We start from the raw sequence: 23,130 nt of genomic DNA on the forward strand, positions 1-23,130 counted from the left end.
ATGAAAGAATCCTACCTAGAAATTGTTGAGCTGGAGAATGGTGATATCGTACTTCGTCCAGCCAGCGAGGATGGTGAGGAAACCGTTCCTTTGGCGATATTGCAGATTCCAGATGACACTCGGTCTTATCTGAAAAATCGTTATTTTGAGCTGGCAAAGTGCATGTTTCATGCTGGTATAGACTTTGTTTATTCTGAAGATACTTTTTTTGATGAAGATTCAGATTATCTTGATGATGAAGAGTTTCGACCCAAAATCTTGCATTAATCTGTGAGCGGATGTGAACACGAATAAAAAAGCGATGCATAGGCTTCGCTTTTTTATTCGTGTGTTTTTTTGCCTGTACGCTGAAAAGTTTTTAAAGACCTTGACGGATGACGCCAACGGATAAGCCTTCTATTGCAAAGTCTTCGCTTTCAAGATCAACGATGATGTCTGTGAACTCTTCATTTTCTGGAATAAGGCGAACAATTTTGCCATTTTGTTCGAAGCGTTTAACAGTGACTTCATCGCCGATGCGTGCAACCACTATTTGCCCATTTCGAACGGCGGTTGTTTTGTGAACCGCCAGTAGGTCGCCTTCCATAATGCCGATGTTTTTCATGCTGGTTCCAGACACAGATAAAAAGTAGTCAGCTTGTGGTGAAAACATACCAGCAGGTATGTTCACGTGCGAGGCGATGTTTTCTTGTGCCAAAATAGGGTAACCTGCAGCGACTTTGCCAATGACAGGCAGGCCAAGGTCTTCTTTTAGGTCGTCATTAGAAGCCCGCTCAACTAAGCGTATCCCTCTTGAGGCGCCAGACAGCATCTCAATTGCGCCTTTTTTGCATAAGGCTTTGAGATGCTCTTCAGCCGCGTTGGGAGATTTAAACCCTAATCGGTGCGCTATTTCTGCTCTTGTTGGCGGAAACCCAGTTTCACCAATAAATTCGCGAATGGTTTCTAGTACGTCAGATTGTCTTTTGGTTAGTTTAATCATAAGTAGTCTGGTTGTTTATACAGTAACTGTTATTATATACAGCATTCTTAACGATACTCAATGATATAAATGCTTTCAGATGAACTAAAAACACAAATTCAACTCGCATACCGTGCTTCATTGGATGCGAAGTCCCATAAACCTAGGTCTGGACAGCGTCAAATGATTGCTGCGATCGCGCGAACCTTGGGTAATATCAATCGCGGCTCTGAAGGAGAGCGGTTGGGAGAAAAGCATGTTGCTGTGATTGAAGCAGGAACGGGGACGGGGAAAACCTTGTCGTATTGCCTTGCGGCGATTCCAATTGCAAAAGCGAGAGGGTTGAAATTAATCATTTCTACCGCGACGGTGGCGCTGCAAGAGCAAATCTTACATAAAGAGTTGCCAGATCTTCTTGAGCACACTCAGCTTAGTTTTAAATACACGCTCGCCAAGGGGCGTGGGCGTTATCTGTGTCTGAATAATTTAGAAGGTTTTCTCAACTCAGAAGAGCAAGCGATGGACGATATGTTCGCGGGTCTTTTTGAGCAACATCTTCATTCCGATGATATCAACACCGTACTTTATCAGGAAATGGACACGGCTTTGCAGAAAGGCGAGTGGGACGGCGATAAAGATAACTGGGCGGGTATCGTGCGTGATCAAGATTGGCGGCGTTTGACCACCGATCATCAACAATGTACGAATCGAAATTGTGCAAATTATTCCGCTTGTCCTTTCTTTAAGGCGCGAGCAGAGATCGAGGTGGCTGATGTAATTGTTGCCAACCACGATTTGGTGTTGGCCGATTTGTCATTGGGCGGTGGCGCTATCTTAACACCGCCAAAAGACACGATATATGTGTTTGATGAAGGCCATCATTTGCCGGATAAGGCGATTGGGCATTTTCGACATGAAGTGCGTTTGCAACAAAGTATTACTTGGTTGCGTCAGCTAGAGAAAAACTTGGTGAATTTAAAGCAAGAGCTTACCGATGATGTCAGCGTGACTGGGCAGCTCTTGTTAAAAATCCCGCAGCAAATCCAAAGCATAGTGAACTTTATTCAATATGCGCAGCAAGGTTTAGCGCCTTATATTCAAGGTTTGGGCTTGGATCAAGATAACAATCAGCACCGCTTCGAGTTTGGTCAAATTCCAGATGAGTTGCGTCAATTGGCTTACAGTTTACAAACCTCTTATCAAAAATTATTCAACAATATTGAAAGCATTCAGGATGAATGTAAGAAGACGAAGCAAAATGAAGGCATGGGAGTGACGCCTGAAACCGCCGAAACGTGGCAACCTATTTTAGGCGTTATTCTTGGTCGCTTAGAGCAGTGTATTGGTTTATGGCGCTTATACTCTGCCGTGGATGATCAGAATTTTCCACCTAATGCCCGCTGGCTGCTGCTATCGGGGCAGGGAATGGAGCAAGATATTGAACTGGGTGGTTCGCCTATTCTTGCTGCGAATACGTTGAGGCAGCAATTGTGGGATAAATGTTTTGGTGCGGTGGTGACTTCTGCTACGTTAACCGCATTGAATCAGTTTCACCGTTTTAATATGCGCTCTGGTGTGCCTTATGAGAGTGAATACTTGCGGGTATTGAGTCCATTTGATTTTCAAAAAAATGGTTTGCTGGTTGTGCCCAATATGGTGAATGAGCCCAATCGTGTTGAACAGCATACGGCTGAGATCATTGCCTACTTAAATGAACATGTAGAAGTAGAAAAGGGCAGCCTAGCTCTTTTTTCCTCTCGTCGGCAAATGGAAGAAGTTGCTCAGTCTTTGTCTGCCAAGTTGCAAGAAATCTTGTTAATGCAGGGCGAACAATCTAAGCGTGTTATTTTGGATTCTCACAAAGCACGCATTGATGAGGGAAAAGGCAGCTTGTTGCTCGGATTGGCAAGTTTCGCCGAGGGTGTAGATTTGCCAGGAAAGTACTTAACTTGTGTGTATATTGCGAAGATACCTTTTGCGGTGCCCGATGATCCTGTTGAAGCAACGTTGGCCGAATGGATTCAGAAGCGTGGTGGAAATCCATTTATGGAGATTACTATTCCGGATGCGTCACTGCGTTTAGTTCAAGCCACAGGTCGATTACTCAGAAGCGAACAGGATTCTGGCGAAATTCATATTTTAGATAAGCGATTGCGAACAAAACGTTATGGCTCGCAGTTAATTAATAGCTTGCCGCCGTATCGTTACCAATAGCGAGAACAAAGCGTAAGCAAGGGGTGATAAAGCTTTACCAATTAGGTACACTCTTTGCAAAGATCATTAACCTCAAAACATAGAAGCGTAAAGATTCCAATATGGAAAACCAAATTCAAGAAGCACCATCAGAAAATAGCACTAAACCAAAACGTACCCGTCGCCCAAATAAGCGACCAAAAAATAATGATGACGCTTTAAATGCGGTTCAAGCCAATGCTCAAGTCAATGAAGAGACGCCATCCACTGGTCGTGCACAAAATTCAATTTGGTCCATAGAGGATTTTCCAGTTGCTAAGGTAGAAGGAAAATTGCGCTTTCATGATTTGAATCTACCAGATCGCGTGATTAAGTCTATTGCGGAAATGGGGTTTGAGTATTGCAGTGAAATTCAAGCTGAAACCTTGCCTATGACCTTATTGGGTTATGACATCATTGGTCAAGCGCAAACAGGAACGGGTAAGACTGCAGCGTTCTTAATCGCGATGATCAGTGATTTTCTGGATTATCCTCTTGAAGAGAAACGTCCCAATAACTTTGCGCGTGGTTTGATTATCGCACCAACTCGTGAATTGGCCATTCAGATCGCAGATGAAGCCATTAAGCTAACGTCCAATTGTCACCTAAATGTTGTGACATTGGTGGGTGGATTAAGCTACGAGAAACAAAAAATTGCTCTGGAAACAGAGAATGTAGACATTTTGGTCGCAACGCCAGGTCGCTTATTGGACTTTGCTCGTAGCCGAAAAGTGCAATTAGGCAAAGTAGAGTGTTTGGTTCTTGATGAGGCTGACCGTATGCTCTCTATGGGGTTCATTCCTGATGTGAAAAGTATTATTCGCATGACGCCTCATAAAGAATTAAGGCAAACCATGTTATTCAGCGCTACTTTCCCGAAAGACATTCAAGCGCTTGCGCAGCAGTGGACGTATTTTCCAAAAGAGGTCTCTGTTGTACCAAAGGAAGCGACTAACCAAAATATTGATCAGGTCATTTATACGGTGGAAGCCGATCAAAAATGGCCCGTTTTGAAGCAGCTAATTAATGAGAACGGTGGACAACGTACGATTATTTTTGCAAATCGTCGTGACGAAACGCGTGATTTGTACGAGCGTCTTCGTAAAGCCAATATTAACTGTGCGATTTTATCTGGCGAAGTGGCCCAAGACAAACGCGTTAAGACATTGAATAACTTCAAAGAAGGTATTATTCAAGTGTTGGTGGCAACGGATGTCGCAGGACGTGGTATTCATGTTGATAACGTGGAGCTTGTTGTGAATTATTCATTGCCTGAAGACCCTGAGGATTATGTGCATCGTATAGGTCGTACTGGCCGCGGTGGTGAAACAGGGAAGTCTGTCAGCTTTGCGAGCGAAGATGATGCTTTCATGATTCCTGAAATCGAAAGGGTTGTGGGTGAAAGTATCCGTTGTGAATACATGGTTGATACTTCGCTATAAAGATCGCTTAATTTTTAAGTGAGATAAAATGAATTTAGAGCACCATTTTGCCAGTCTGGGTGAGGCGTTTTCTTCGAAGACTCTTGTCCAGCCACTTCTTGAGCAGCGTTTGGTAGAATTTAACCAATCGCTCGCTTCTTTTCTGTCTATTGATATTAAATCCACCGAAACAAAACGCATTCTGAGTGGCGAAGATACTTTGCCACTCAGTCTAAGTATGGTTTACGCGGGGCATCAGTTTGGCGGTTTTTCACCTCAGTTGGGGGACGGTCGTGGCGTTTTGCTCGGAGAAATTCGCGGCCAAGATGGTCTTCTGTACGATTTGCATATGAAAGGGGCGGGGCCGACGCCTTATTCTCGACGCGGTGATGGTCGGGCTGTTTTGCGCTCTTGTATCCGTGAGTATCTAGCCAGTGAAGCCATGACGGCTCTTTCCATTCCTTCTTCACGTGCTTTGGCGCTTTACGATAGCAGGGAAGCGGTGTATCGAGAAACTCCTGAGGCGGGGGCCATGTTGCTTAGAGTGGCGCAAGGTCACATCCGTTTTGGTCACTTTGAATATTTTTTCTACCAAGGCAAGCAGGCGCAGCTGGATCAGCTTATCGATTATTGTCTCAAGTACTATTACCCAGAGTGCTTGGCAACCGAGTCGCCGTTAGAAAGCATGTTGATAGAAGTGGTAAAGCGTACGGCCAGAATAATGGCGAAGTGGCAAGCTGTTGGTTTTCAGCATGGTGTGATGAACACAGATAATTTTTCGTTCACAGGAGAAACGATTGATTACGGCCCTTATGGTTTTATGGAGGATTATGAACCAGATTGGATCTGTAATCACTCTGATCATGAGGGGCGTTATGCCTTTTCTCGGCAGCCGGGTGTTGGTTTGTGGAATCTGAATTGCTTGATGCGATGTTTTTCCAAACACCTTGAGCGAGATCAGCTTGTTGCCATTTTGCAATGTTATGAACCAGAGTTGCAATCTCATTATGATGTTTTAATGATGGGTAAAATGGGCTTGTGTTCAGCGCAAGATGTTCATGTTTTATTGCCGCCATTATTGTCGATATTGGCATCGGAAAAGATGGATTACACCGTGTTTTTTCGTTTATTGAGTCATCTAGACCGGAGTGATTTTTCGCTTTTATTGGACGAGGTGATCGATCGAGATAGGTTGTCGGCATGGTTGGAGCGCTATGCCGAAGCTCGCATCAAAAATGAATTAACATGGTCTCAAGTGAGTGCTTCCATGTTAACCGTTAATCCAAAGTTTATACTGAGAAATTATTTGGCTCATGATGCGATTCTTGCCGCTGAGCGTGGTGATTATCTACCATTTCGGCGTTTGTTGAACGTGCTCACTCATCCTTTTGATGAGCATTCAGAATCCGATATTCTGGCGCAAAGAGCGCCAGAATGGGGGAAATCATTAGAAGTTAGTTGTTCGTCTTAGTCTCGTTCGTTTTTACATAGTTAGACGATATTTTTAAAGAGAAGCAGTCATTATGAAGCATTCTGTATGTGTATTAGGTGGGGGTAGTTTTGGTACCGCTTTGGCGAACATTATGGCCAAAAATGGTCATCAGGTAAGCCAGTGGATGCGAAATGAAGAGCAGGTTGAAGAGATCAACCTGACAGGTTTGAACAGTCGCTATTTACCTAATGCGCCCTTACACCGTGAGTTGTTGGCAACCAGCAATTTAGAACAGGCAATACGGGACAGTGATACGGTATTTGTATCAATACCCTCCAAATCTTTTGAGCAAGTAGTGCAGCGTATTGAGCCATTGCTGACGGCAGATAAAATATTAATTAGCACAACGAAAGGATTTAATCCAAATCGTTTTGAACTTATGAGTGATGTTTTGCGTCGAAACCCTGTGACGCAAAAAATTGGGGTGTTGAGCGGCCCAAACTTAGCGAAAGAAATAGCGGCAGGTCAAATGACTGGGACGGTTATTGCCAGTGCGGATGACCAAGTCCGTCGCCGAGTGATTGAGTTGCTTAAATCACCTACTTTTCGTGTTTATGAAAATAAAGACAGTAAAGGGGTCGAGCTGGCAGGGGCTCTAAAAAATATCTATGCGATCGTGTGTGGCCTTGCTAAGGCGCTCAATGTGGGCGAGAACACCATGTCGATGATTATGACCCGAAGTCTGGCCGAGATGAGTCGGTTCGCTGTGCATTTTGGTGCCAATCCGATGACATTTCTTGGTTTGGCTGGGATGGGCGATTTAATAGCCACGTGCACTTCGCCTCTGAGTCGAAATTATCGAGTGGGGTTTGCTATTGGTTCAGGCCAAAATTTAGACGACGCAATTGGCGGAATTGGCGAAGTTGCTGAGGGGGTGAATACCTTGAAAATGGTGGTTGATGAGGCTCATAAGCATGGTTTGTATATGCCACTTGCAGAAGGTTTGTCTAAATTATTGTTTGAAAATGCCCAGCTGGAGTCATTGATAGGTTCGATGATGACGGGTGAGCAAAAATGGGATGTCGAATTTGCGACGAATGAGGAGAACGACAATGTCTAAGCCTGGTTATGCGGATCAAGGGTTTTGGTTTCGAGTGATTTTTATGTTGCTGTATTGGGTGGTATTAAATATCGCTGTAACAGTGTTTGGTGTTTTGCTGGTATTGGTGAGTTTGGTGAAATTAGGTTCAAAACATGAGCCTGTCATGTTGTCATCATGGTTGAAAAGTGTAACCGCCTTTATTGGCCAGATATTTTCTTTCTTATCTTTTCAGTCAGAAGAAAAGCCTTTTCCTTTTCAGCCTTGGCCTTCGGACGGTGTGGATGACAACGCTTAAACGCCTTTATGTTTTGCGCCACGGTAATGCTCAGCCCTATGGTTATGCTCATGACGAGAGTCGTGAGCTGACGGAACTTGGTGTGGCAGAAGTCAAGATGGCTGCTCACGCTTTTCGCGAAAAAGGCGAGAGGTTTGATGCGGTGTTTGTGAGTCCTTATGTTCGGGCTCAGCAGACGGCAAAGGTTTTTTTGGCGGCTTTAGATGGTGCGGTTGAGATGAAAAACTGCCCATTTATTACCCCTGATGGTCGAAAAATCGATACAGCGCAATGGTTAAATGATCAGCCCTATCGCTCTATTTTACTGGTGACTCACCAGCCTTTCGCCCATCAGTTTGTGGATTATCTGGTTGACCAGCCTTTGCCAATGAATTTCGCCATGACAACAGGCGCTTTGGCGTCGATTGAAGGAGAATTCTTTGCGGCAGCGTGCTGCCAATTTCGTTGGTGTGTTTCACCATCATGAGTCATTGAATCAAATCTTATGGATCGGTAAAAAGCAAATATGGGAAATGAAATCGTTTATAAACTTGCGCACACTGAGATAGCGGGACTTCAGTGGTTGCCTAAAAATTCATCGGCTTTCAAGGTGCTTTCATTGCACGGTTGGCTTGATAATGCGGCGAGTTTTTCTAATCTATCTCCTCATTTGTCAGATTTCTCTCATATCGCGTTAGATCTGGCGGGCCATGGTGTGTCATTGCATCGCCCTGCAGGAAGTTTTTATCACTTGTGGGATTATGTCTTAGATGTGGTGTCTATTTTAAATCAGTCTAAGCAAAGTGTGTGGTTGATTGGGCATAGCATGGGTGGGGCCGTGGCGATGTTGGTTGCCGCGATTGCGTCTGACAAAGTGCGCGGTTTGATTGTGTTGGATAATATGGGGCCACTTACTGGAACGCCAGCCGATCGTGTGGTGACGTTGCAAAGGGCCGTGAATAAAATGGCTAAGTTTCGTTTAGGCCGTGAGACCAGTTATCAAACGAAAGAAGATATGGTGCTGGCGCGCATGGAAGGCTTTACTCAGCTATCCAAAGCGGCTTCTAAAATATTAGTTGATCGTGGTGCGAAGCAAAATACGGACGGTACTTGGATATGGCGACACGATGGAAAACTGACTTTTCCGTCACCTTTTCGTATGGATGAAGAGGGTGTTGAGGCTTTTATTCAAGAGATTAAGTGTCCTACTTTGGCCTTGGTTGCTAAAGACGGCATTTATCAAAATGACCATCATTTGGTCGAAAAACGTGCGGCTCAATTTCCTTGGATCAAGCTTAAATGGCTTGAAGGGAATCATCATTTTCATCTTGAACCAGAGACGTGCTTTGCGGTGGCAACAGAAATTCAGCGCTTTATTGATCAAAATTAATGCGACAACCTTGTTTAATCAGTGTTGTATGGCGTTATTCATCCCTATATGGGTGAGAGGAAGGTTATATGCTTAAGTTACGTATGATGTCATTTTTTTCATTGGCTTTTTTCAGTGGCCTTTCTTTTGCTGGAATGTTGGGGATAGAGCCTTATCGAGAGGCTCAGTTGGTGAAAAGTAACTCACAAGCTGGTCAGATTGTTGACATACCGCTTGGTAAAATTAGTCGTGCGGGAAGTGGTTGGGAGCCGGAGCGTGTAGAGCGTTTGGAGGGAGATCTTTTTTCATCACTTTATAAAATTCATCGTAATGCGGTTTTATCGGATGTCTATGGCCATTATCGTTCGCAGATGACAGTGGATGGGCGCACTGTGTTATTCGAGTGTGATAGCCGCAGTTGTGGTAGCAGTAATGCTTGGGCGAATAACTTTTTTGGTGACTATCTCTTGTACGGGCCAGATCAAAGTCAATTTCTGTTGGTGGTGAAAAATACGCAGGATATTTACCAAGTTTTGTACATCAATCGACGTGGCGCAGGCGATGTTATGGTGCGCTTAGATGAAGTGAAATCAGCGCAAGCAAACGGAACGGAGTTCGAGATTGTGGCGCAAATGGATGTTCAGGATATTCCTAGAATACGTCGCTTTGTTAGTGCGTTGCCGGCTGGTCAAACCTTGGTTGGTTTTGTGACGAGTCAAAAAACGGCTGGTTTGAGTGCGCTTGAGTCGGGTGATCAGCTTATTTCTGTGATGCAGGCCGGCTTGGGGGATAGATTTCAGGACAGGGTGCGTTTTATTAATTTGGCGGATCTGGGGCGTGAATCGCTCGGTGTGAACCGTGTGTCCTTTGTTTATGTACGTCAATAGGGGGTATTGGTGAGCTCAAAAAAAACAGTTGCTCTTATACTGGGAAGTGGGGCCGCGCGTGGTCACGCACACATTGGGGTTATTCAAGCGATTGAAGAGCGCGGCTACGATATTATCAGTATTTCCGGTTGTTCTATTGGTGCCATCGTTGGCGGTGTTTTTGCCGCAGGAAAATTGGCGGAGTACCGTGAGTGGGCGGAATCATTAGATAGGGTAAGTGTGCTGCGGTTGTTGGATATGTCATTCCTAAATGGGGGTTACATAAAGGGGGATCGGTTTTTTGAGAAGATTCAAAGCATGATCGGAACACCGGTTATTGAATCTTTGCCGATTGACTATACGTCTGTTGCTGTTGATTTGTTGAATCAGAAAGAGTTTTGGTTTCAGCGAGGTGATTTGATCAGCGCGATGCGAGCATCGTCTGCCATCCCTTCTATTGTGTCACCTGTGCCGTTAAACGGTAGGATGTATGTAGATGGCGGTGTCTTGAACCCATTGCCTATTATCCCTTCTGTGCCCGCTGGCGCTGACTATATCATTGCTGTTGACTTGAATGGACCTGCAGAGGGCGTGTTGGCGGATGTGGCTGATACGAGCTCTAGTGCGCCTGCTTGGTGGTTAAATGCGAAGGGTTTTTTTGCTAAAGAGAAAGAAGACGATTTAGAAGAGAAGCCTAAGTATTCGCCTGAAAGTTGGGGACGCCTTCAGACAATCAATATGATGTTTGAGACCATGCAAGAATCTCTTACACAATACAAATTGGCTGGGTATCCACCTGATTTACTTATTTCTATGCCCAAAGATATTTCAGGTTTCTATGAGTTCTGGCGAGCGAAAGAGTTGATTGACTTCGGTTATGAAGTCGCTCTTAAGGCGATCGAAGGTTTGGAGTCACCAACGTCGAGTTATTTCTCATTCCCCAAAGGCTATTAATGCTCTTTGGCTAGCCTATTGGGTTGATGTTTCGCTCGCGTAACAGACGTGATAGCGATATTAACGGCAACCCAATCAGGCTATTAGGGTCATCTCCTTCCATTTTTTCAAATAAGCAAATGCCTAGTCCTTCGCATTTAAAGCTGCCAGCGCAATCCAGTGGTTGTTCAATAGCTATATATCGGCGGATTTCATTGTGTGTGAGTGCTCGAAAGTAAACATGATACTCGCTTAGTGTGTACTGGTAGGATTCATCTTGTTGATTAAATACGCACAACCCTGTGAGGAAACTCACTTTTTTGTCACTAAAACGGCTCAGTTGATTGATGGCATTTTCCTCCGTGTGAGGTTTGCCCAACACTTCATTGCCTAAAACAGCCACTTGGTCAGAGGTGATTATTAGGGCGTTGGGGGCTTTGTCTTGAAGAAGTCGCTCGCTGTGAACGGCGTGGGCTTTGGCAATACTAAGGCGTTTTACCACATCGATGGCAGATTCATGACTCAATGGGGTTTCATCAATGTTAGGAGAATGGCATTCAAAGGGGACTCCGAAGCGCTGTAGAAGCTCTTTACGGTAGGGTGAGGATGATCCTAAAATGAGTTGTGTTGGCATTGTTTTTTAATCGTTTTCTGAAAAATGAGTCATTATTTTACTTTTTTTTATTGGCAATGACGTAAAAAAGTGAAAAAAAACACTTTAAGAGCAGTTAGACTTTGACAAAATGGGTCCTTAGCAATATTATCCCCCGCCATGTTGAATGATACGTTACCTAAATATTTTGACCCTCGAAAATACGCTAGCAATGAGCAATCGTTCGAAGGGTACGTGCCCCTTAATGAATTTAAGGAGCTTTGTGCTATATTAGCCTCTGATGAGGGTAATGCTTTTATTCATCTAGACTTTAGAGTTGATGAGGATAGGCGTTACATTGCTACTGGATTATTGACTGCTCAAGTGCAAGTTGTTTGTCAACGTTGTATGGGGGCTGTTGCACATGATCTGGCGTTAGATTTGTCTTTGGGATTTGTCTATGACGAAGATCATGCCAAAAATCTACCGAACAGTTACGATCCTGTTGTCATGACCGATGGTGAAGTAATTTTAGCAGATATGGTAGAGCAAGAAATTATACTTGCCTTACCGATTTTCGCTTATCACGAAGAAAGTGGTTGCAACCCAACAGCTGTAAAGTATGCCTCGTCTACCGATGACGCACCGGATGACGAAAAACCGAATCCATTTAGTATATTGGCCCAATTAAAGGCCAAGTAAAGTTAGGAGCTCCAAAAATGGCAGTACAAAAAAGTAAAGTAACTCGTTCACGTCGCGGCCAGCGCCGTTCACACGATGCTTTGACTGGTCCAACTCTTTCTGTAGAAAAGACTACTGGTGAACTTCACCGTCGTCACCACATTTCTGCTGATGGTTTTTACCGTGGTCGTCAAGTTATCACCCCTAAAGGTGAGTAACTAAGATACCCATGATCAGGGTAGCTTTAGACGCTATGGGCGGGGACTTAGGTCCCCGCATTGCATTTGACGGTGCGGTGGAGATTCTTTCTCGCCATAAAGATGTCGTCATTACTGTGTATCATTCCCCTCATTCTGGTTTGGATCTTCCTGAGCCTCATAATCGTTTGTCTCTAATTGCTTGTTCCGACGTGATTGATGGAGATGAAGAAATTGTTTTGTCGTTATTTCGTCGCCGTAATAGTACGCTTTATCAATCTTTAAATGCCTTGGTGACTCGTTCCTCAGACGTTGTTGTAACTTTGGGAAATACGGGGGCTATGGTGGCTCTTGCCCGTCATCTATTGGGTGTGTTGCGGCCCAAGCTCTATCCGGCGTTAATCAGAGAGCTGTATTCTAATCCATTGAGATGTTTGGTGGATTTGGGTGCTAATGTTCATTGTCCGCCTTCGATGTTGGTTGGTTTTGCTGAGCTGGGGGCGGCCTATATTGAGGCATTGAGTAACGAAACCCCGAAGGTTGGTCTGTTAAACGTTGGGGTCGAAAGCTCTAAGGGAAGTGCCGTTATTCGCGAGACAGATAGGTTGTTGGCGAGTAAGGTGTGGCCGACTTATCTTGGCTATGCTGAAGGAACGGAGTTATTTGACGGGGAAAAAAATGTCATCGTATGTGATGGCATGGTTGGGAATGCCGTATTAAAGGCGTCTGAAGGTTTGCTTTCGTTTATGATGAATAAATTTAAGCAGGCAGAGGGGGTGTCTTCACTGTTTGAGACTTTTTACCAAACTGAGCGTAGGCATGGTGCTTGCCTTGTGGGTGTGCGCGGCAATTTGGTAAAAGGTCATGGTCGTTCTGATTTGCCGGCTATGGTTGGTGCGATTGAGTATGGTATTGATATTGCGCGAGCAAATTTGTATTCAGCGATTGAAACGCGTCTTTGTAACGAAGCTTTAGAGTCAGGAGATTAAATGAGCAGTAAATTAGCTTTTGTTTTTCCGGGGCAAGGTTCTCAACAATTGGGAATGTTGGCGGATTTGGCAGAAAAACACGATGTCATAGAACAGACGTTCGCACAGGCATCCGATGTGCTTGGCTATGATTTGTGGGATCTTGTGCAAAACGATGCTGACAAGTTAAGCCAAACTGATAAAACACAACCTGCGCTTTTGACTGCCAGTGTTGCTTTATGGCGTTTATGGGAGCAACAGGGTGGCGAAAAACCTGCTTATGTTGCAGGTCACAGTCTTGGTGAATATTCTGCCTTAGTGTGCGCGGGTGTGCTGGCATTTACGGATGCAGTAGAACTTGTTAAATTGCGCGGCGAATATATGCAACAAGCCGTGCCTCAAGGTGAGGGTGCAATGGCTGCCATTATTGGGCTTGATGATGATAAAGTGGTAGCGGCATGTGATGCGGCTCCGGGAATCGTCAGTGCGGTTAACTTTAATTCGCCAGGTCAAGTGGTTATTGCGGGTCATGTTGCTGCTGTAGAGGCGGCCATGGCGAATGCAAAAGAAGCAGGCGCTAAACGTGCTTTGCCGTTGCCTGTTAGTGTTCCTTCTCATTGTGAATTGATGATTCCTGCAGGCAAGAAACTTGCAGAAAAGCTTGAGACTATCGTATTTCATTCGCCATCTTGTACTCTGGTGCAGAATGTGACGGCTCAGGCGGTGTCCGATCCTGCTGTAATTAAAGCCAATTTGGTTTCGCAATTGAGTGAGCCTGTATTGTGGACGCAATCGGTTATGTTGTTGGCTGAGCTTGGTGTTACTTCTACAGTAGAGTGTGGGCCTGGTAAGGTGCTTAGCGGTTTGAATAAACGTATAGTGAAAGGCTTGGAGACTTCTTCTCTGGGGGATTTGGCTGGCTTTGAAGCGGCTTTGTCTGCTTAATAGTATGTCGTTATTTGTTCGAAAAGTATTTAGTTCGAAATATATTGTTGGAGACAAGCATGGGTCTTGAAGGAAAAATTGCTCTAGTAACGGGCGCTACTCGTGGCATTGGTAAAGCGATTGCTGTTGCTTTGGTTGAGCAAGGCGCAACTGTTATTGGCACAGCAACGAGCGAGTCTGGTGCGCAAAGCATTAGTGAGTACCTAGGTGCTAATGGTAAAGGTTGGGTACTGGATGTATCATCCAGCGAATCGGTTGACGCAGTTGTAAAAGAAATCACAGCAGAATTTGGCGCCCCAACCATTTTAGTCAATAATGCGGGTATTACACGTGACAATCTGATGATGCGAATGAAAGAAGATGAGTGGGATCAAGTCGTTAATACGAACCTCACATCTGTTTTTCGTGTGACAAAGGCTTGCTTACGTGGCATGACTAAGGCAAAGTTCGGTCGTGTCATCAGTATTAGTTCTGTTGTTGGCTCTATGGGCAATGGCGGACAAACAAATTATTCTGCCGCAAAAGCAGGGCTAGAAGGTTTTAGTCGTTCTTTGGCAGCAGAGATTGCGTCTCGTGGTATCACTGTAAATTGTGTTGCTCCGGGATTCATTGAAACAGACATGACTAAGGTGTTACCTGAAGAGCATAAGGCTAAATTGGTCGAAAAAGTGCCTTCATCACGTCTTGGTCAACCAGAAGAAATTGCGGCTGCAGTCGCGTTTTTGGCGTCAAATGGCGCTGCTTACATCACTGGAGAAACATTACATGTCAATGGCGGCATGTATATGTCGTAATTTGAGTTGAATTTTGTGTTTAATTCAACGAAAATACATCTCCGGTTCATGTCGAGAATCACGCCTTTTAGGTGATCGAATTTTATAATATGCTCACACTGAGCTGTTAATGAGTAGAGTAGGAACTTCTAATGAGTAGCATTGAAGAACGCGTTAAAAAAATCGTTTGTGAACAACTAGGCGTTAAAGAAGAAGATGTTGTTGCTTCAGCATCTTTTGTTGATGACCTAGGTGCAGATTCCCTAGATACAGTTGAGCTTGTAATGGCTCTTGAAGAGGAATTTGATACTGAAATTCCTGATGAAGAAGCTGAAAAAATCACTACCGTACAAGCAGCGAACGACTACATCAACGCTAACTTGTAATATATTGGTGAACTGAGTTTTCCGAAAAGCCGCTTGTATTCGTTACAGCGGCTTTTCTTATTAATAGCCCTTAGAGTTGAGGGCGAATTGCTGGAGAAATCTTATGTCTCGTCGTCGGGTTGTAGTCACAGGAATGGGAATGGTGACACCCCTTGGCAATAATGTGAAAGATACGTGGGATAACATATTGGAGGGTAAGAGTGGTGTATCGGAGATCACTTCTTTTGACGCTAGCCAATTTTCCACTCGTTTTGCGGCTCAGGTAAATGGCTTTGACGCGACTCAATATATGAGCGTAAAAGAAGCCCGCAAGATGGATCTTTTTATTCAATATGGTATCGCGGCCGCCGTGCAGGCATTGGATGACGCGAACCTTAATTCTGATACGGCGAATTTAAGTCGAGTCGGTTGTGCAATAGGTTCAGGTATTGGTGGTTTGCCAATGATTGAAAAAAACCTAGAGCTATTGAATGAATCAGGCCCTAAGCGTATCTCTCCTTTTTTTGTTCCAGGCGCGATTATTAATATGATTTCAGGTCATGTTGCGATTCGTTTTGGTTTTAAAGGCCCTAATATTTCGATTGTTACTGCATGCACAACAGGCACGCATAATATCGGTATGGCAGGTCGTATGATTGCGTACGGCGACGCTGACGTCATGATTGCCGGTGGGGCGGAAATGGCCATTACACCACTCGGTATTGGTGGGTTTGGTGCGGCGAGAGCCCTTTCTACACGTAATGATGACTATAAAACCGCAAGTCGTCCATGGGACAAAAATCGTGATGGTTTTGTCATGGGAGACGGTGCCGGTATTTTGGTATTAGAAGAGTATGAACACGCTGTCGCACGTGGTGCTAAAATATACGCTGAATTGGCGGGTTTTGGCATGAGCGATGACGCTTATCATATGACAGCGCCGCCAGAGGGTGGTGAGGGTGCCGCCTCAGCGATGCGAGCAGCATTAAAAGATGCCAAGCTAGAAGCATTAGACATTGATTATATAAACGCTCATGGTACCTCTACTCCTGCAGGTGATCTTGCTGAGACTCAAGCCGTTAAGGCCGTGATGGGAGAAGATGCTTCTGATGTTGCAATCAGTTCTACCAAGTCTATGATAGGGCATCTTTTAGGAGCATCTGGTGCGGTTGAATCGATTTTTTCGATATTAGCAATTCGTGATCAAGTAGCGCCACCTACGATTAATTTAGAAGAGCCTGGTGAGGGCTGCGATCTAAATTATGTTCCAGGTACACCCCAAAAACGTAAAATAGACGTTGTTTTGAATAACTCATTTGGTTTTGGTGGAACGAATGGGACGCTGGTATTTAAGAAGATATCTTGAATACTTGGTGAGCGGATGATAACCCGCTCACCATAGTGTGATTAATGAATTTGTGTTGGTGTGCTGCGTAATGCATCAATTTCTTTTGCAATATCATAGTGTTTGTTTTGACGGTCTAACTCATAAAGGTGCTCTTCCAGCTGTTGATAAAGCGCAATTTCCTCATCACCTAAAAAGTGCAGGCATTCTCCGCCGACAAACCACAATAGTTCCCGTTTTATCAGTGGGACTAGATTTGCGTAGCATCGTATGAAGCGTGATAATACTTCTTGGGCATCAAAGCTGTAGTCGTGAGAGCCATTCTTTATGTTCGTTGTCAATTCGTCCCACGACGTTAAGAAGTCTACTTCTTCTTCTGCCAACTCTTGTTGATCAAAGGGGGCGTGTTCTGCAATGCGCTGACGTAAATCAGCAAAAGCGTCAAGTATGTATTGTGTGCGAGATTCCACGTAATAAAAGCCTATTCAAGTAAGTAACTATTTTAGTCGGCATGGCCGTACGAGAACTTCAATTATGACATATGCAATCGAAATTAGTGACCTTAAAAAACGCTATGCGAGTGGTTTTGAGGCCTTAAAAGGTATCGATTTGAAAGTTGAAAAGGGAGATTTCTTTGCACTATTAGGCCCAAATGGGGCTGGTAAGTCTACAACCATCGGTATTCTTTGCTCTTTGGTAAATAAAACATCAGGGAGTGTGTCGATTTTTGGGACCGATATTGATGATAACTTTGCGTTAGCCAAAAAATATTTAGGGGTTGTACCACAAGAATTTAATTTTAATGTGTTCGAAACTGTATTTAATGTTGTGGTGACTCAGGCTGGCTTTTACGGTATCAGTCGTTCGGTTGCCGAAGAGCGGGCGGAAAAATATTTAAAACAGTTGGACTTGTGGGAGAAAAGAAACGATCAGTCTCGCATGCTATCCGGTGGTATGAAGCGTCGTTTGATGATTGCCAGAGCACTGATTCATGAGCCTGAAGTGCTTATTTTGGATGAGCCTACCGCGGGTGTTGATATTGAGTTACGCCGTTCCATGTGGGAGTTTATTAAAAAACTGAATGAACAAGGTACGACAATCATTTTAACGACGCATTATCTGGAAGAGGCCGAGCAGTTGTGTCGTAATATTGCGATTATTAATGCGGGAGAGATTGTTGAAAACACCAGCATCAAAGCCTTATTAAAAACATTAAATCAAGAAACTTTCATTTTAGATTTGGATGCCAGTCTGCCTGCGGGATGGTCTTTACCAGGTTTTAGCGTGCAGGTCAGTAAAGACGCCAGCTCATTAGAGGTTGAGGTTATCAAAGGTCAATCGATTAACGCTATTTTTAAAGCATTGGATGATATTTCCATTAATGTTGTCAGCATGCGTAATAAGTCCAATCGACTTGAAGAGCTGTTCGTTAAATTAATTAAAGGCTAGACAGATGAAAAATTCGGAAATTTGGGTCGCATTTTATACGATTTTAGTAAGAGAGATTCGTCGGTTTACTCGTATCTGGCCACAGACATTGCTGCCACCCGCGATTACGATGACTTTATATTTTGCCATTTTTGGTAATCTAATAGGTGATCGAATTGGTGAAATGGGGGGCTTCAGTTATATGCAGTATATCGTGCCGGGCTTGATCATGATGTCTGTTATCACGAACTCCTACTCAAACGTCTCGTCGTCTTTTTTCTCGGCGAAATTTCAGCACAGCGTGCAAGAACTATTAGTTTCTCCAACGCCTAACTGGGTGATTTTGATGGGGTATACGCTTGGTGGTGTGGCTCGTGGTTTGTGCGTTGGATTGATTGTGACGGTGCTGTCGCTTTTCTTTACGCATTTGGCACTGGAAAGCTTGTTTTTGACGGTGTTGGTAGTGTGTTTGACTGCAGTCATGTTCTCTCTGGGTGGTTTTGTTAATGCGATCTACGCGCGAAATTTTGATGATGTTTCCATCGTGCCGACGTTTATTTTAACGCCTTTGACCTATCTTGGTGGGGTATTTTATTCTATCGATTTGTTGCCTGATTTCTGGCAGTCTGTGTCGCTGTTGAATCCTGTCCTTTACATGGTGAATGCTTTTCGTTATGGGATTTTGGGTGTCTCCGATATCAATGTCTATTGGGCACTGGTGATTGTTTGTGTCTTTATTGTGGTGTTATTTGGGTTTGGTCTGCGTTTGCTCAATCAGGGCAAAGGTATTAGAAGTTGAGGTAGTGTTATATGGGCTTTTTACCCTTAGGTCAGCAAACAGAGTATGTTTCTGAATACGATGCAGGGTTGCTTTACCCCATTGCAAGAGTGGATAAATGGACTGAAATGGGCATTGAGTCTGAGCGTCTGCCATTTTATGGAGAGGACGTTTGGAATGCTTATGAATTATCTTGGTTAAATACAAAAGGCAAGCCGATTGTTGCTTTGGCTGAATTTCGCTTGCCTTGTGATTCTCCTAACATCATTGAATCCAAATCGTTTAAATTGTATTTGAACTCATTGAATCAAATGCGTTATGAGTCTGCTGAGGTTGTGCAGACGCTTTTGGAGAAGGATTTATCTGCCGCAGCTGGCGCTGAGGTAACCGTGATTATTCGCGATGTAGATTCAATGGCGTCTTTGGTTGTACTAACCCCTGATTATTGCATTGATGAACTGGATGTTGACGTCTGCGAATATCACCCGAATGCCGATTTATTAGAGACGGATCAATCAATGGGTGTGGTTGAAGAGCGGTTGGTTAGCCATCTTTTAAAATCAAATTGCCCTGTGACCAACCAGCCTGACTGGGGATCGGTTTTTATAGATTATAAAGGCCCTAAGATTCACCATGAAAGCTTGTTGAGGTATGTTATTTCATTTCGTGAACATACGGATTTTCATGAGCAATGCGTTGAGCGTATTTTTATTGATATCATGCGTCAGTGCAAGCCAGAGAGTCTAACCGTTTATGCACGCTATGTTAGACGTGGCGGATTGGATATCAATCCATATCGTTCTAACGTGCCACTCGTTTTGGGCAATGATCGTTTAACTCGTCAGTAGTCTCTTAAACGCGCTTTAGTATAAAAAAAACCGCACAGCATTCATGCTGGTGCGGTTTTTTTTTGAGTACTTTATTTACATAATATTAAGATGTTGTTTGACCGCGGGTAAAGCTGGTGCTCCGTCATACGTTGTGACGCCTTCTAGCCATTTATTTAGTATGTCAGGATTGGCTTTAATCCAATTTTCTGCAGCTTGATCTGGCTTTTCCTTAGAGTCGATAATTTCATTCTCCATTGTTAAGCTAAACTCGAGGTTACTGAGCAGTTTGCCAACATTGGGGCATTCATCTGCATAGCCTTTACGGGTGAGGGTTCTGATGGTTGCCCCACCATAATTTGGGCCAAAATATTGGTCGCCCCCCGTTAAGTATTTTAAGTCAAAGTTTACGTTCATAGGATGAGGTTCCCAGGCAAGGAAAACAATAAAGTTGTCACGCTTTACGCTTCTTGAAACTTGCGAAAGCATAGCTTGCTCGCCAGATTCCACTACTTTCCAGTCTTGCAGATTAAAGTCATTACTGTCTATCATGTTTTGAAGCTTTTGGTTGGCGGGCGCGCCTGCGTCAATGCCATAGATTCGTTGGCGGAATTCCTGGCTGAACTTATGTAAATCAGCAAAGTCTTTGACCCCTGCGTTGTAAACATAGGTGGGTACGGCTAGGGTAAATTTGACGCCTTCTAAGTTAGTACGCACTACATCCATGTTGTCTTTGTATTTATCAATAAAAGCAGACTGAGCTGGCATCCAGTTGCCCATAAAGGCGTCGATTTCTGCGTTTTTCAAACCTTCAAATCCGACAGGTACACTGAGTAGATAAACTTGCGTATCGTATCCCATGGCTTTTAATAGGGTGGTAGCGATTCCATTTGTGGCTCCTATGTCTGTCCAACCGGGATCGCTGAAAGTAACTTTTTTGCATTGTTCTGGTGCCGCGGATACGGCGAAACTGCTGCCAATTAGTATGCTTACGACGCCTGCTATTTTTAGTCCTATTCTAGGAAAAGGAATGGCTTTCATGGGTGTGCTCCTATTTGTGATGTGGCTTTTTATAGTTGGTTTAAATGGCTTTAGGGAAGCGAGATCGGCTCTCCAAATCGTCGAGATCAATGTGGTTTCTCATATACATTTCGCTGCTATCAAACATAGGTTGGTGATCCCATGTGATTTTCTTTCCTTTGTTCATGGCTTGTACAATTAAACGGCGTCTTCGCTGACTGATTAAGACGTCTTGAGTCATAGCGTCAGAATTCCAGCGTTCCAGTGCTTCCTGTTTAAAGTCTTTGAGTAAGTTTGAGTAGTCTGATTGAGTTGCCAGATTCACCAACTCGTCAGGATCATTTTCTAGATCAAATAACTGCTCTGGATCAATGTGGCAATAAACGTACTTGTATTGTCCTCTTCGTATCATCAGTAAAGGGGCAATCGCTCCTTCGCCAAAGTATTCGCCGATTACTTCATCGTGCCCTCCGTTTTTGCCTAGAAGGTGTGGCATGAGACTTCTACCTTGTATTGGCATAGCGTAATTATGGTCTGTTTTATTTGTGGCCATTTCAAGGAAAGTGGGCAATAAGTCTATCGTGGAGACAGACTCTTTAACACGTTTTGCGCTAAAGCGTGTTGGAGCATGTACTATCATAGGGACGCGGGCGGATCCTTCGAAGAAGGACATTTTATACCAAAGGTTGCGTTCACCTAGCATGTCACCGTGGTCGCCTGAAAAGACGATAATGGTGTTGTCGTCTAACCCTGTTTCTTTAAGTGTTTTAAGTAAAAGGCCTACCTTGTCATCTACATAGCTGATGGCCCCATAGTAGGCACGTCTGGCATTGCGGACTTGCTGATCGCTTAACTCTTGTTCGTGATAGGCATAGACCTCTTGTAGGCGGGCTGAGTGTGGGTCTTGGTCTTCTTTTTTAATGGTAATTTTAGGTAGATCAATCTCATCGTCCTCATATCTATTCCAGTATTCAGGAGGAATGGCATAGGGGTCGTGGGGATGTGTCATGGATACCGTTAAGCAGAAGGGACGATCTTGTTCGCGCCTTACATAGTCGTATAAGTAGCGTTGTGCGTGGAAGACGACTTCATCGTCAAAATCTAATTGATTGCTGCGTATACAAGGTCCAGCTTGAGTGACAGATGACATGTTGTGGTACCAAGTAGGACGTGTTTTTACATCATCCCAATTTGGAAACCAACCATAATCGGCTGGATAAATGTCTGTTGTAAGGCGGTCTTCAAATCCATGGAGTTGATCTGGACCGCAAAAGTGCATTTTACCCGACAAGGCCGTTTTGTAGTTTTGGGCCCGTAGATAATGTGCAAATGTTGGGATATCGGCAGGAAGGTCTGCTGCATTGTCATATGCACCAATTTTACTTGGTAACTGCCCAGTCATTAAGACATAACGGGATGGCGCACAGAGTGGGCTATTGCAGTAAGCTGAATCGAATACCACGCCATGTTCTGCCAGCAAGCTGAGGTTTGGCGCTTTGACCACAGGATGTCCATATATGGGTAGAGCGGAAGCCGCAAGTTGGTCTGCCATAATGAAAAGAATGTTTGGTTGTTTTTCTGCCATGACTGTCTCTGATGGATAAAAGGTGAAGATAAGATCAAATGAACGTGAGATGTCCAGTAATCACCGTATGTTCATTAGATTGCGCTATGAAAACATTGCTGTAAACTGACTGAAATTTTATGTATAGGATAAGTAGAGCTTATGTTACAGGACTCGAATCTACCGCCTCTGCAATCGCTTGTCGTTTTTGAGGCATCTGCAAGATTGTTAAGTTTTACGGCTGCTGCGCGTGAATTAGGTACAACCCAACCTGCAGTAAGCCAGCAAATACAAGCGTTAGAGGCCTCTCTTGGTGTGCTGCTATTTGTGCGTGTATACCGCGGTGTTGTGCTCACGGATGCTGGGCATGTTTTGCTAAAAACGACTCAGTCGAGCCTGAGAGATTTGCGTGATGTGCTGCAAAAAATAAAACAAAAACCAAAGGCACAACGTATTTCTGTCGCAACGGATTTCGCCTTTGCCGCTTTTTGGCTTATGCCTCGGTTGCCTGAATTTCGACGATTGCATAAAGATATTGATATTCGAATCCATACCTCTCAATCTGAAGTCGATTTGGCGTCAATTGAAGCGGATGTGGCGGTATTGTTTGGTGAGGGGCAATATCAGGGTTATTTCGCTGAAAAGCTATTACCTGAGCGGGTTTATCCTGTATGCAGTCCAAAACTGTATGCCGATTGCGGCGGTTTTTCACTTCTCACAGACTTGATAAAAGCACCGCTTTTAAAGCTAAACGCGGATATGGGGCAAAAATGGATGGATTGGGATTTGTTGTTTCAGCTCAATGGCTCTCAATGGCAGCCCTCAGAGTCGGTAATGGAGTTTGATAACTATACTTTATTGGTCCAAGCCGCCATTTCTGGGCAAGGCGTTGGACTCGGTTGGTCGCCACTTTTGGATGATTTTATCCAAAGTGGCGTATTGATTGCCTTGTCAGATTTTGCAGTGCAATCGGATCATGGTTATCACATTGTTGTATCAAAAAAACGCGCCCCCACTGCGCCAGTTTCTGCTTTTATTGATTGGTTAAAGTCTTAGC

Annotated in this window: 26 protein-coding genes; 21 read left to right on the plus strand and 5 right to left on the minus strand. The window is 44.1% G+C overall.

The window, feature by feature from the left end:
- On the plus strand, nt 1–267 hold the full coding sequence (locus DKT73_RS02490) for a hypothetical protein (protein WP_111636997.1): 267 nt from the start codon (nt 1–3) through the stop codon (nt 265–267).
- Nucleotides 268–358: 91 nt separating this feature from the next.
- On the opposite strand, the gene lexA is transcribed toward DKT73_RS02490, so the two are convergent.
- The gene (lexA, locus tag DKT73_RS02495; protein ID WP_111636998.1) at nt 359–982 is read right to left on the minus strand and encodes a transcriptional repressor LexA; all 624 of its coding nucleotides are present in this window, start codon (nt 980–982) and stop codon (nt 359–361) included.
- Nucleotides 983–1,051: 69 nt separating this feature from the next.
- Here lexA and dinG point away from each other — a divergent pair, with 69 nt between their 5' ends.
- The 9 genes from dinG to DKT73_RS02540 all read left to right on the plus strand — a co-directional run bounded on the left by dinG (nt 1,052) and on the right by DKT73_RS02540 (nt 10,611).
- A complete protein-coding gene (gene dinG, locus DKT73_RS02500; RefSeq protein ID WP_111636999.1) occupies nt 1,052–3,175 on the plus strand; it encodes an ATP-dependent DNA helicase DinG in 2,124 nt (707 codons plus the stop codon).
- 101 nt (nt 3,176–3,276) lie between these two features.
- Nucleotides 3,277–4,635: a DEAD/DEAH box helicase gene (locus DKT73_RS02505; RefSeq protein WP_111637000.1), complete on the plus strand. Its 1,359-nt coding sequence runs from the start codon at nt 3,277–3,279 to the stop codon at nt 4,633–4,635.
- A gap of 28 nt (nt 4,636–4,663) precedes the next feature.
- A complete protein-coding gene (locus tag DKT73_RS02510) occupies nt 4,664–6,085 on the plus strand; it encodes a protein adenylyltransferase SelO family protein (RefSeq protein ID WP_111637001.1) in 1,422 nt (473 codons plus the stop codon).
- A gap of 52 nt (nt 6,086–6,137) precedes the next feature.
- Complete coding sequence (locus DKT73_RS02515; RefSeq protein WP_198666518.1) at nt 6,138–7,166, plus strand: NAD(P)H-dependent glycerol-3-phosphate dehydrogenase; 1,029 nt, start codon at nt 6,138–6,140, stop codon at nt 7,164–7,166.
- Entirely contained in the window at nt 7,159–7,443 is a 285-nt protein-coding gene (locus DKT73_RS02520) for a DUF4389 domain-containing protein (protein ID WP_111637003.1), read from the plus strand. Before DKT73_RS02515 ends, DKT73_RS02520 begins: the two co-directional genes overlap by 8 nt.
- Nucleotides 7,430–7,909: a phosphohistidine phosphatase SixA gene (gene sixA / locus DKT73_RS02525; protein WP_111637004.1), complete on the plus strand. Its 480-nt coding sequence runs from the start codon at nt 7,430–7,432 to the stop codon at nt 7,907–7,909. Before DKT73_RS02520 ends, sixA begins: the two co-directional genes overlap by 14 nt.
- A gap of 39 nt (nt 7,910–7,948) precedes the next feature.
- Nucleotides 7,949–8,812 (plus strand): alpha/beta fold hydrolase, encoded by an 864-nt coding sequence (locus tag DKT73_RS02530; protein ID WP_111637005.1) that lies wholly within the window; start codon nt 7,949–7,951, stop codon nt 8,810–8,812.
- 68 nt (nt 8,813–8,880) lie between these two features.
- Entirely contained in the window at nt 8,881–9,678 is a 798-nt protein-coding gene (locus DKT73_RS02535; RefSeq protein WP_111637006.1) for a DUF4892 domain-containing protein, read from the plus strand.
- Between the two features lie 9 nt (nt 9,679–9,687).
- A complete protein-coding gene (locus DKT73_RS02540) occupies nt 9,688–10,611 on the plus strand; it encodes a patatin-like phospholipase family protein (protein ID WP_111637007.1) in 924 nt (307 codons plus the stop codon).
- A gap of 10 nt (nt 10,612–10,621) precedes the next feature.
- Here DKT73_RS02540 and DKT73_RS02545 read toward each other — a convergent pair whose 3' ends face one another.
- Nucleotides 10,622–11,224 carry a Maf family protein gene (locus DKT73_RS02545; RefSeq protein ID WP_111637008.1) on the minus strand — a complete coding sequence of 201 codons (603 nt, stop codon included), beginning with the start codon at nt 11,222–11,224 and terminating at the stop codon, nt 10,622–10,624.
- A 138-nt stretch (nt 11,225–11,362) separates the two neighbouring features.
- Between DKT73_RS02545 and DKT73_RS02550 the strand changes: the two genes are divergently transcribed.
- From DKT73_RS02550 to fabF, 7 genes are all read left to right on the plus strand, one after another.
- Complete coding sequence (locus DKT73_RS02550) at nt 11,363–11,884, plus strand: YceD family protein (protein ID WP_111637009.1); 522 nt, start codon at nt 11,363–11,365, stop codon at nt 11,882–11,884.
- 17 nt (nt 11,885–11,901) lie between these two features.
- Nucleotides 11,902–12,081 (plus strand): 50S ribosomal protein L32, encoded by a 180-nt coding sequence (gene rpmF, locus DKT73_RS02555; protein ID WP_072839128.1) that lies wholly within the window; start codon nt 11,902–11,904, stop codon nt 12,079–12,081.
- A gap of 11 nt (nt 12,082–12,092) precedes the next feature.
- Nucleotides 12,093–13,049 (plus strand): fatty acid synthesis protein, encoded by a 957-nt coding sequence (locus DKT73_RS02560; protein WP_111637010.1) that lies wholly within the window; start codon nt 12,093–12,095, stop codon nt 13,047–13,049.
- On the plus strand, nt 13,050–13,973 hold the full coding sequence (gene fabD / locus DKT73_RS02565) for an ACP S-malonyltransferase (protein ID WP_111637011.1): 924 nt from the start codon (nt 13,050–13,052) through the stop codon (nt 13,971–13,973).
- A gap of 59 nt (nt 13,974–14,032) precedes the next feature.
- Nucleotides 14,033–14,767: a 3-oxoacyl-ACP reductase FabG gene (gene fabG, locus DKT73_RS02570; RefSeq protein WP_111637012.1), complete on the plus strand. Its 735-nt coding sequence runs from the start codon at nt 14,033–14,035 to the stop codon at nt 14,765–14,767.
- A gap of 131 nt (nt 14,768–14,898) precedes the next feature.
- Complete coding sequence (gene acpP / locus DKT73_RS02575) at nt 14,899–15,132, plus strand: acyl carrier protein (RefSeq protein WP_012069834.1); 234 nt, start codon at nt 14,899–14,901, stop codon at nt 15,130–15,132.
- Nucleotides 15,133–15,235: 103 nt separating this feature from the next.
- Nucleotides 15,236–16,477, plus strand: coding sequence for a beta-ketoacyl-ACP synthase II (gene fabF / locus DKT73_RS02580; protein ID WP_111637013.1), 1,242 nt, complete (start codon nt 15,236–15,238; stop codon nt 16,475–16,477).
- Nucleotides 16,478–16,518: 41 nt separating this feature from the next.
- Here the strand turns inward: fabF and DKT73_RS02585 are convergent, their stop codons facing one another.
- Nucleotides 16,519–16,926, minus strand: coding sequence for a PA2817 family protein (locus tag DKT73_RS02585; RefSeq protein WP_111637014.1), 408 nt, complete (start codon nt 16,924–16,926; stop codon nt 16,519–16,521).
- Nucleotides 16,927–16,990: 64 nt separating this feature from the next.
- On the opposite strand from DKT73_RS02585, the gene DKT73_RS02590 reads away from it, so the two are divergent.
- Genes DKT73_RS02590 through queF form a run of 3 tightly spaced genes read left to right on the plus strand, consistent with a single transcriptional unit; the run spans nt 16,991 to nt 19,510 of the window.
- Nucleotides 16,991–17,905, plus strand: coding sequence for an ABC transporter ATP-binding protein (locus DKT73_RS02590; protein WP_111637015.1), 915 nt, complete (start codon nt 16,991–16,993; stop codon nt 17,903–17,905).
- Nucleotides 17,906–17,909: 4 nt separating this feature from the next.
- The gene (locus DKT73_RS02595) at nt 17,910–18,683 is read left to right on the plus strand and encodes an ABC transporter permease (RefSeq protein WP_111637016.1); all 774 of its coding nucleotides are present in this window, start codon (nt 17,910–17,912) and stop codon (nt 18,681–18,683) included.
- Nucleotides 18,684–18,694: 11 nt separating this feature from the next.
- Nucleotides 18,695–19,510: an NADPH-dependent 7-cyano-7-deazaguanine reductase QueF gene (queF, locus tag DKT73_RS02600; RefSeq protein ID WP_111637017.1), complete on the plus strand. Its 816-nt coding sequence runs from the start codon at nt 18,695–18,697 to the stop codon at nt 19,508–19,510.
- Nucleotides 19,511–19,585: 75 nt separating this feature from the next.
- On the opposite strand, the gene choX is transcribed toward queF, so the two are convergent.
- Both choX and betC read right to left on the minus strand, forming a co-directional pair.
- On the minus strand, nt 19,586–20,530 hold the full coding sequence (gene choX / locus DKT73_RS02605) for a choline ABC transporter substrate-binding protein (RefSeq protein ID WP_111637018.1): 945 nt from the start codon (nt 20,528–20,530) through the stop codon (nt 19,586–19,588).
- A 40-nt stretch (nt 20,531–20,570) separates the two neighbouring features.
- Nucleotides 20,571–22,094, minus strand: coding sequence for a choline-sulfatase (betC, locus tag DKT73_RS02610; protein WP_111637019.1), 1,524 nt, complete (start codon nt 22,092–22,094; stop codon nt 20,571–20,573).
- A gap of 141 nt (nt 22,095–22,235) precedes the next feature.
- Between betC and DKT73_RS02615 the strand changes: the two genes are divergently transcribed.
- Nucleotides 22,236–23,129 carry a choline sulfate utilization transcriptional regulator gene (locus tag DKT73_RS02615; RefSeq protein WP_111637020.1) on the plus strand — a complete coding sequence of 298 codons (894 nt, stop codon included), beginning with the start codon at nt 22,236–22,238 and terminating at the stop codon, nt 23,127–23,129.
- Nucleotide 23,130 lies beyond the last annotated feature (1 nt).

It is taken from the genome of Marinomonas shanghaiensis (assembly GCF_003259175.1).
Lineage (GTDB): Bacteria > Pseudomonadota > Gammaproteobacteria > Pseudomonadales > Marinomonadaceae > Marinomonas > Marinomonas shanghaiensis.